General features: G+C 70.8%; 9 protein-coding genes. All 9 read left to right on the forward strand.

The annotated features are described in order from the left end of the window. Positions 1–560: 560 nt before the first annotated feature. The gene (locus PKE44_RS11085) at positions 561–2309 is read left to right on the forward strand and encodes a methanol/ethanol family PQQ-dependent dehydrogenase (protein WP_324551066.1); all 1749 of its coding nucleotides are present in this window, start codon (positions 561–563) and stop codon (positions 2307–2309) included. A 139-nt stretch (positions 2310–2448) separates the two neighbouring features. Then, positions 2449–3300 carry a transporter substrate-binding domain-containing protein gene (locus tag PKE44_RS11090; protein WP_324551067.1) on the forward strand — a complete coding sequence of 284 codons (852 nt, stop codon included), beginning with the start codon at positions 2449–2451 and terminating at the stop codon, positions 3298–3300. Positions 3301–3332: 32 nt separating this feature from the next. Next, positions 3333–4100: a quinoprotein dehydrogenase-associated SoxYZ-like carrier gene (locus tag PKE44_RS11095; RefSeq protein ID WP_324551068.1), complete on the forward strand. Its 768-nt coding sequence runs from the start codon at positions 3333–3335 to the stop codon at positions 4098–4100. Beyond that, complete coding sequence (locus tag PKE44_RS11100; RefSeq protein WP_324551071.1) at positions 4097–5056, forward strand: quinoprotein relay system zinc metallohydrolase 1; 960 nt, start codon at positions 4097–4099, stop codon at positions 5054–5056. Before PKE44_RS11095 ends, PKE44_RS11100 begins: the two co-directional genes overlap by 4 nt. A gap of 13 nt (positions 5057–5069) precedes the next feature. After that, positions 5070–5687, forward strand: coding sequence for a rhodanese-like domain-containing protein (locus PKE44_RS11105; RefSeq protein ID WP_324551072.1), 618 nt, complete (start codon positions 5070–5072; stop codon positions 5685–5687). 106 nt (positions 5688–5793) lie between these two features. After that, a complete protein-coding gene (locus PKE44_RS11110; protein WP_324551073.1) occupies positions 5794–6783 on the forward strand; it encodes an ABC transporter substrate-binding protein in 990 nt (329 codons plus the stop codon). Beyond that, positions 6773–7540: an ABC transporter permease subunit gene (locus tag PKE44_RS11115; RefSeq protein ID WP_324551074.1), complete on the forward strand. Its 768-nt coding sequence runs from the start codon at positions 6773–6775 to the stop codon at positions 7538–7540. The genes PKE44_RS11110 and PKE44_RS11115 overlap by 11 nt, the downstream gene beginning before the upstream one ends. Further along, positions 7528–8283 (forward strand): ABC transporter ATP-binding protein, encoded by a 756-nt coding sequence (locus tag PKE44_RS11120; protein ID WP_324551075.1) that lies wholly within the window; start codon positions 7528–7530, stop codon positions 8281–8283. The genes PKE44_RS11115 and PKE44_RS11120 overlap by 13 nt, the downstream gene beginning before the upstream one ends. Continuing rightward, a partial coding sequence (locus tag PKE44_RS11125) for an ATP-binding cassette domain-containing protein (protein ID WP_324551076.1) occupies positions 8280–8675 on the forward strand: 396 nt, incomplete at its 3' end. The genes PKE44_RS11120 and PKE44_RS11125, both read left to right, overlap by 4 nt.

Below are 8675 nucleotides of genomic sequence, written 5' to 3' on the forward strand. Positions count from 1 at the left end.
GGCCGCCCCGGCAACTCCGGTCGCCCCGGCTGCTCCGCCCGCCCAGTAAGAGCGGACGCACCCGTCCCCCGAGCGGCCGTCGCCCTGTGCTTGCAGGGCGGCGGCCGCCTTGCGTCCGGCGGGCGGGAAATCCTCCCGGCCTGCAGGCGCCGGCTGGCGATCCGGCCGCCGGGCACCGATGATTGCCGGCCGCTCCCTGCCGGCGCTGCGGACCGCGCGGACGGCATGTGCAGCCGCCGGCCGGGGCAGTGCCGTGCGGGGGACAGGCTGTACCGCGCTGTCACGATCCGCGCCACCGGTGCGGCAAGGCTGTGACGCCCGCATCGCATGCTGCATTGCGGCAATTGCGTGACCGGAAAAATCCGGCAATCGCACGATCCGTGCAAACGATTGATCGCTACCGGATTGCTGCAATTGCACGGAACGCGCACGAAAAAAATGGCATTGACCTTGCTCAAGTGCGATGCACCGCTCATTTGATGTCACAGAAGCGGGACATTCGAATCTCCACGCCCGAAGGAGCCTTGAGGAGCAATCCCATGATGCATGCACGATTCCCGATGAACCGCCTTGCCCTCGGTGTCTCCCTGCTGCTCGGTGTCGCTTCGGCGGCCGTCGCCGGCGTCACCGACCAGAACCTGCTCGATGCCGGCGTCAAGGACAACAAGAGCGTCCTGACCTGGGGCATCGACTATCAGGGCACGCGCTACAGCCCGCTGAAGCAGATCAACGCCGACACGATCAAGGACCTCGTACCGGCGTGGACCTTCTCCTACGGCGACGAGAAGCAGCGCGGCCAGGAAGCCCAGCCGCTGGTCTACAACGGCAAGATCTTCGTCACCGCCTCGTACTCGCGCATCTACGCGGTCGATGCCAAGACCGGCAAGAAGCTCTGGGTCTACGAGCACCGCCTGCCGGACGGCATCCTGCCGTGCTGCGACGTGATCAACCGCGGTGCCGCGCTCTACGGTGATCTGGTCATCTACTCGACGCTCGATGCGCAGCTCGTCGCGCTGAACCAGGAGACCGGCAAGGTCGTCTGGCGCGAGAAGATGGACAACTACAAGGACGGCTACTCGAACTCGGCCGCGCCGATCGTCGTCAAGGGTCTGGTCATCACCGGCGTCTCGGGCGGCGAGTTCGGTGTCGTCGGCCGCGTCGATGCGCGCGATGCGCTGACCGGCAAGCTGGTCTGGACGCGTCCGGTCATCGAAGGCCACATGGGTTACACCTTCAAGGACGGCCAGAAGACCGAGGCCGGCCTCACCGGTGAAACCGGCAAGACCTGGCCGGGCGATCTGTGGCAGACCGGCGGCGGCGCGACCTGGCTCGGCGGCTACTACGATCCCGAGACCGACTCGGTCCTGATCGGCACCGGCAACCCGGCGCCGTGGAACGCCCACACCCGTCCGGGCGACAACCTGTACTCGGCTTCGAGCCTCGCGATCGACCCGTCCACCGGCAAGATCAAGTGGCACTACCAGACGACCCCGAACGACGGCTGGGACTTCGACGGCGTCAACGAGCTGGTCTCGTTCGACCTCAAGAAGGACGGCAAGACCATCAAGGCCGTCGGCAAGGCTGACCGCAACGGCTTCTTCTACGTGCTCGACCGCACCAACGGCAAGCTGATCAGCGCCACGCCGTTCGTGACCAAGCAGACCTGGGCGACCGGCGTCGACCTCAAGACCGGCCGTCCGATCGAGACCGGCGTGCGCCCGGGCGATCCGTCCAAGAGCGCCGACGGCAAGAAGGGCGAGACCGTGTTCTCGGCGCCGTCCTTCCTCGGCGGCAAGAACTGGATGCCGATGGCCTACAACAAGGACACCGGCCTGTTCTACGTGCCGGCCAACGAGTGGGGCATGGACATCTGGAACGAGCCGATCACCTACAAGAAGGGTGCGGCCTACCTGGGTGCCGGCTTCAACATCAAGCCGCTGTATGACGACTACATCGGCGCGCTGCGCGCGATCGATCCGGCCACCGGCAAGATCGTCTGGGAATACAAGAACTACTCCCCGCTCTGGGGCGGCGTGCTGACCACCGCCGGCAACCTGGTGTTCACCGGCACGCCGGAAGGCTTCCTGAAGGCCTTCGACGCGAAGACCGGCAAGGAGCTCTGGAGCTACCAGACCGGCTCCGGCGTGGTCGGCTGCCCGGTCACCTGGGAGATGGACGGCGAGCAGTACATCGCCGTGCCCTCGGGCTGGGGTGGTGCGGTGCCGCTGTGGGGTGGCGAGGTCGCCAAGCGCATCAGCTATCTGACGCAGGGCGGCAGCCTCTGGGTGTTCAAGCTGCACAAGTCCTGATCGTCCGGTTACACGCGGGCGTGAACGGGGTGCGGCGCGACTGCCGCACCCCGCTTTCTGTTGCAGGGACGCCGTCTCAGCCGTGCCGGCGCGCCGGGATGACCGGCCCGCCGCTGCGCCGATCTCCCGGGAGCCTGACATGAAACGTATCCTCGCCGCCGCCGTGCTCGCCGGCCTCGCCGTTGCCCAGGGCGTCACCTCGGCCAGTGCCGATGCGCTCGCCGAAGTGCGCGAGAAGGGCGTGCTGCGCGTCGCCGTCTACAAGGACTTTCCCCCGTATTCCTACACCGACGCCCAGGGCCGCATGACCGGTCTGGATGTCGAGATCGGCAAGGCGCTTGCCGGGAAGATGGGCGTCGCGATGGCGCTGGTGCCGATCCCTGCCTCCGACGAATCGATGGAGGACGACCTGCGCAACGCCGTCTGGAAGGGCCACTACATGGGCTGGGGCAAGGCCGACGTGATGCTGCACGTGCCGGTCAACGCCGACTTCCAGAAGCGCGTCGACAAGGTCGCGCTGTTTGCGCCGTACTACCGCGAGCTGGTCGCGGTCGCCTACGACAAGACGAAGATTCCGGACCTGAACTCGCTCGACGTGTTCAGGACCGAGAAGGTCGGCGTCGAGATGCGCACGGTCGCCGACCAGTACCTGATCACGACCTCGAACCACGCCTACATCAACAACGTCCGCCACTTCCGCACCGTCGATGCCGCCTGCGAGGCCTTCAAGGCCGGCGAGGTGCCGGCCTTCGCGGCGCAGCGCGGCCAGCTCGAACACTGCCTCGGCCCGGACCGCTCGCGCTTCGTGATCGGCACGGTGCCGGCGCCGGACGTGCGCGTGTTCGAGTGGAACGTCGGCATGGCGGTCAAGGCCGACGAGACCGGGCTGCGCGATGCACTCGGCGAGGCGATGGAGGCGCTGCGCAAGGACGGCTCGCTGCAGAAGATCTTCGACCGTCAGGCGATGAGCCTGAACACGCCGGCCAACTGAGCCCGCCGCGGGCCTCGATGCAGGGCGTCGCCGTGCCGTTCTCATCCGCTGTCGCGCCAGTCGCCGTCCTGTGCGCGGCGCTGCTTGCCACGGTCGCGCACGCCGGTCCCGGCGTGCCGGCCGATCCGCTCGCCTCGCCGCAGTGGCCGGCGATGCAGCAGCGCTTCTTTCGCGACGCAACGGTCGTGTTCGACGATCTGGTCGAGGTCACGCTGCCGCCGGCGGCCGAGGACTCGATGCAGGTGCCGGTCAGCGCGCGCGTGCGCAGCGGCACGGCCGTCGACACGCTGATCGCGTTCATCGACTTCAACCCGATCCCGAAGGTGCTCGAATACCGGCCGCTCGATGCCGAGCCGTATCTGGGCTTTCGCGTGCGCGTGCAGCAGGCCACGCCGATCCGGGTCGCCGCGCGCACGGCCGATGGCGTCTGGCACGTCGGCGGCGCCTGGGTCGATGCCGCCGGCGGCGGCTGCACGCTGCCGTCGGCAAACGCCGCGAAGGTGCGCGAGGAGGACATCGGCCACGTCGCCGCGCGGCGCTGGCCGCTCGATGGCATCGGCTCGCGCGTGAAGCTGCGCATCGCGCACCCGAACGACACCGGGCTGATCAGCGGCACGCCGGCCTTCTTCGTCGAGGCGCTGGACTTCACGGCCGCCGACGGCCGCCGGCTCGCCGAGCTGCGCAGCTTCGAGCCGGTCGCCGAGAGCCCGGTGTTCGTGCTCGAACTGCACACCGATGGCCCGGTGCGCATCGCCGGCCACGACAACACCGCCGGACGCATCGCCGGAGAAGCGCCTTGACTGCCCGAAGGAAGCAGGGGAAGCAGGCAGGAGCGGTGCGCGCGGCGGCGCTCGCGTTCGCGGTCATCGTCACCGTGCCGCTGCAGGCCGCCGACACCGACTACCGGCTGCAGCCCGAGCCGGTCGCCCCCGGCACGTATCTGGTCGCCGGCGTGCCCGAGAACTTCTCGCGCAGCAACGGCGGCAACATCGCCAACACCGCCTTCGTCGTCACCGGCGCCGGCGTCGTCGTCATCGACACCGGGCCGTCGAAGCGCTACGGCCAGCAGCTGCGCGCGGCGATCGCGCGCGTCACCGCCGAGCCGGTCGTCGCCGTCTACCTGACCCATCACCACCCGGACCACGCGCTCGGCAACCAGGCCTTCGCCGACGTGCCGATCCGTGCCCTGCCGGGCACGATCGAGGGCCTGCGCGAGCAGGGCAACGACTTCAATTCGAACCTGTTCCGCATGGTCGGCGACTGGATGCGCGGCACCGATCCGCTGCTGCCGGCCGAGGCCGTCGCCGCCGGCAGCGTGCGCATCGGCACTCACGAGTTCGAGCTGATCCCGAACGCCGGGCATACGGCCGCCGATCTCGCGATCCTCGATCGCACGACCGGCACGCTGTTCTCGGGCAGCGTGTTCAACGGCCGCACGCCGGCGACGCCGAACGCCGTGATCGCCGACTGGATCGCGAGCCTCGACCGGCTGGCGGCGCTGAACGCCGAGCGCATCGTGCCGGCGGTCGGGGCAATCACCGACAACCGCGCGATCGCCGAGGACATCGACTGGCTGCGCTGGCTGGATGAAACCCTGCACGAGGCCGCCGGGCGCGGCGCCGACATGGCCGAGGTGCTGCGCCTGCCGATCCCGGCGCGCTTCAATGACTTCGCGCTGCTGCGCGAGGAGTACGAGCGCTCGGTCTCGCACCTGTACCCGGCGATCGAGCGCGCCTCGCTCGGCGTGCGCGATTAGGGTGCCGGTCCCGGTGGACGGTGCGCCGGTGCGCTTCCGCGATCATGCCGCCGTGCTCTGCGTGCCGGTGCTCGGCCTGCTGTGCGCCGCCGGCCCGGTCATGGCGCTGCAGCCGCCGCAGATGCCGGAGCTGCCGCTCGGCACGCTGAACCCGGACGGCTACCGCGACCACGCCTGGCACGCGCCGGTGCCGGCCACGCATCCGGACGCCACCACGGTCGACACCGCCGAGGCGCGCACGCTGCTCGAATCCGGCGCGGCGCTGGCGGTCGACGTGATGGCCGCCGTCGAACGTCCGGCCGCAGCCGGCGAGCCCGGCGCCTTCATCCCGAACCGGCCGCGCCGGCACATCCCCGGCTCGATCTGGCTGCCGAACGTCGGCTACGACGAGCTGACCCCGGTGCAGGCGCGCTGGTACGCGCAGGCGCTGGCGCGCCTGAGCCGCGGGGAGCGCGACCGCGGCCTGCTGATCTACTGCATCGCCGACTGCTGGCTGTCGTGGAACGCCGTGCATCGCGCCGCCAGCTTCGGCTACACGCGCCTGTACTGGTATCCCGAGGGCAGCGACGGCTGGGCCGAGGCCGGGCTGGCGCTGGTCGAGGCCCGGCCGGAACCGCCACCGCCACCGTGAGCCGCCATGCCGGCGCGGCAGTGGCCGCGGCTTCCCGTTCGCCCTTACCCTCCGCCCGGACTTGCCCGACGGCACCGCGCCGCCGCCCGACCTGACGGATCGATCGATGCCCAGAACCGTATCCTCGCTGCTGCTGCGCGCCTGCCTGCTGTTCGCCGGCGGCCTGTGCGCGTTCACCGCCACCGCGCTCGAGACCGTGCGCGTCGGCTTCCAGCAATCCGGCACCGTGCAGTGGGAGCTGCAGCTGATGCAGGAACTCGGCCTCGCCGAACGCGAGGGCGTGCGCCTCGAACTGGTGCCGCTCGCCACCAAGGACGCCACGCACATCGCGCTGCAGGGCGGTGCCGTCGATGTCGTCGTCGACGACTGGCTGTGGGTGTCGCGCGCCCGCGACGAGGGCCGGCCCTACACCTGCGTCACGCATTCGCTCGCGGCCGGCGCGCTGTACGCGCGGCCCGACAGCGGCATCACCAGGCTCGCCGATCTCGCCGGCAAAAAGCTCGGCGTCGCCGGCGGGGCGGTCGACAAGAGCTGGCTGCTGCTGCGCGCCTACGCGCAGAAGACGCTCGGCGTCGATCTGGCGCAGCAGGTCGAGCCGCAGTACGGCGCACCGCCGCTGCTGAACCAGCTCGCGCTGCGCGGCGAGCTGCCGGCGGTGCTGAACTACTGGAACTACGGCGCGCGCCTCTCGGCCGCCGGTTTCCGCGAGGTGATCTCGATGCGCACGGTGCTGACCGGCCTCGGCGCGCCGCCCGGCCTGCCGGTGATCGCCTGGGTGTTCCCGGACGAGTTCGCCGCGCAGCACGGCGAGACGCTGCGCGGCTTCCTGCGCGCCTCGCGCGCCGCCAAGCAGGCGCTCGCGACCGACGATGCGGTCTGGGAAAGGCTCAGGCCGCTGATGCAGGCGGCGAACGACACCGAATTCCGCAGCCTGCGCGACACCTACCGCCAGGGCATCCCGCAGCACGTCGGGCCGCAGGATGCGCTGACGGCCTCCCGCATCTTCGCGCTGCTCGCGCGCCTCGGCGGCGAGGCGCTGGTCGGCAGGGGCACGACGCTCGCCACCGGCACGTTCTGGACGGGGTATGCGGACTGAACCCGGCCTGAGCCGCGCCGCCGAACGCCGGCTGCGCTTCGCCGCCTTCGCGCTGCTGCTGCTGCTGTGGTGGGGGCTCGCGCTCGTGCTGCATTCCGACGTGCTGCCGACACCGGCGGCGGTCTGGGAGCGGCTGTGGGCGCATGCCGTCAGCGGCGAGCTGTGGCGCCACCTCGGCGCGACGCTGGCGCGGGTCGCGGCGAGCTTCCTGATCGCGATGCTGGTCGGCACCGCGATCGGCATCCTGCTCGGCGGCTCGCGCCGGCTCGACGTGTTCTTCGACGGCTGGCTGGTGCTCGGGCTGAACATCCCGGCGCTGGTGACGATCATCCTCTGCTACGTCTGGTTCGGCCTCAACGACGCCGCCGCCGTGCTCGCGGTCGCCGCCAACAAGATTCCGACCGTCGTCGTCACCGTGCGCGAAGGCGCGCGCGCCGTCGATCGCGAGCTGCTCGCGGTCGCGACGGCGTTTCGCGTGCCGCCGCTGCGCCGGCTGACGCGCGTCTATCTGCCGCAGCTGCTGCCGTATCTGTTCGCGTCGGCGCGCTCGGGGCTGTCGCTGATCTGGAAGATCGTGCTGGTGGTCGAGCTGCTCGGGCGGCCGAACGGCATCGGCTTCCGGCTCAACGCCTTTTTCCAGTTCTTCGACATCGCCGGCATCCTCGCCTACACGCTGGCCTTCGCGGCCGTGGTGCTCGCGGTCGAGGCCTGGCTGCTGCGGCCGCTGGAGCGGCGTCTGCTCGGGTGGCGCGCGTGAGTGGCGGCGGGCTGTCGGTCGAGCTGCAGGCCAAGTACTGGCCGGGCAGCGACGTGCCGGTGCTCGCCGGTCTCCGGCTCGACGTGGCCGCCGGCGAGTTCCTGTGTCTGGTCGGGCCGAGCGGCTGCGGCAAGAGCACGCTGCTCGCGGCGATCGCCGGACTCGATGCCGACTTCCTCGGCCGCATCGACGCGCCGCCCGAGCGCGGCATGCTGTTCCAGACGCCGCGGCTGATGCCGTGGCTGACGGTGCGCGACAACCTCGCGCTGGTGCTGGCGGACGGCCGCTGCTCGCCGGCGGCCGAGGCGCTGCTCGATGCGATGGAGATTCCGCCGGCGCTGCTGGATCGCTACCCGGGCCAGCTTTCCGGCGGTCAGCAGCGGCGCGTGGCGCTCGCGCGCGCCTTCGCCGTGCGCCCGCGCCTGCTGCTGCTCGATGAGCCCTTCGTGTCGCTCGATGCACCGGTCGCGCAGCGTCTGCGCGAGCTGCTGCTCGAACACTGGATGCGCGAGCGCCCGACCGTGCTGTTCGTGACCCACGACCTCGACGAGGCGCTGGCGCTTGGCGATCGCATCGTCTTCCTCGGCGGCCGGCCGGCCGGCATCGTGCTGGAACTCGTCCTGCCCGAGCCGCGACCGCGGGCGCCCGAAGCCGTGTGGCGGCTGCGCCGGCAACTGCTTTCGACGCACCCGGAGCTGCTGTCCGGTCGCGTCATACTCGATCCGGAGACCCCGCGCCCATGAGCCCCGCATCCTCCCGGCCGCCGCTCGCCGAGGGCACGCCGCTGCTCGCGGTCGAGCACGTCGTCAAGGCCTACGGGCCGCGCAAGGCGCTCGACGGCGTCAGCCTCGAAGTCGGCCGCGGCGAGTTCGTCGCGCTGCTCGGTCCGAACGGCGCCGGCAAGTCGACGCTGTTCCAGCTGCTGTCGGGGCTGTTCGTCGCCGATGGCGGCCGCATCGCCGTCTGCGGCCACAGCCTCGCCGCCGCCCCGGCGCCGGCGCTCGCGCGCATCGGCGTGGTGTTCCAGCAGCCGACGCTCGATCTCGATCTGTCGGTGCTCGCCAACCTGCGCTTCCACGCGCGGCTGCACGGCCTCGGCGGCGCACGGGCGCGCGAGCGCATCGACGCCGAGCTG

The organism is Plasticicumulans sp., from assembly GCF_035331805.1.
Taxonomy (GTDB): domain Bacteria; phylum Pseudomonadota; class Gammaproteobacteria; order Competibacterales; family Competibacteraceae; genus Plasticicumulans.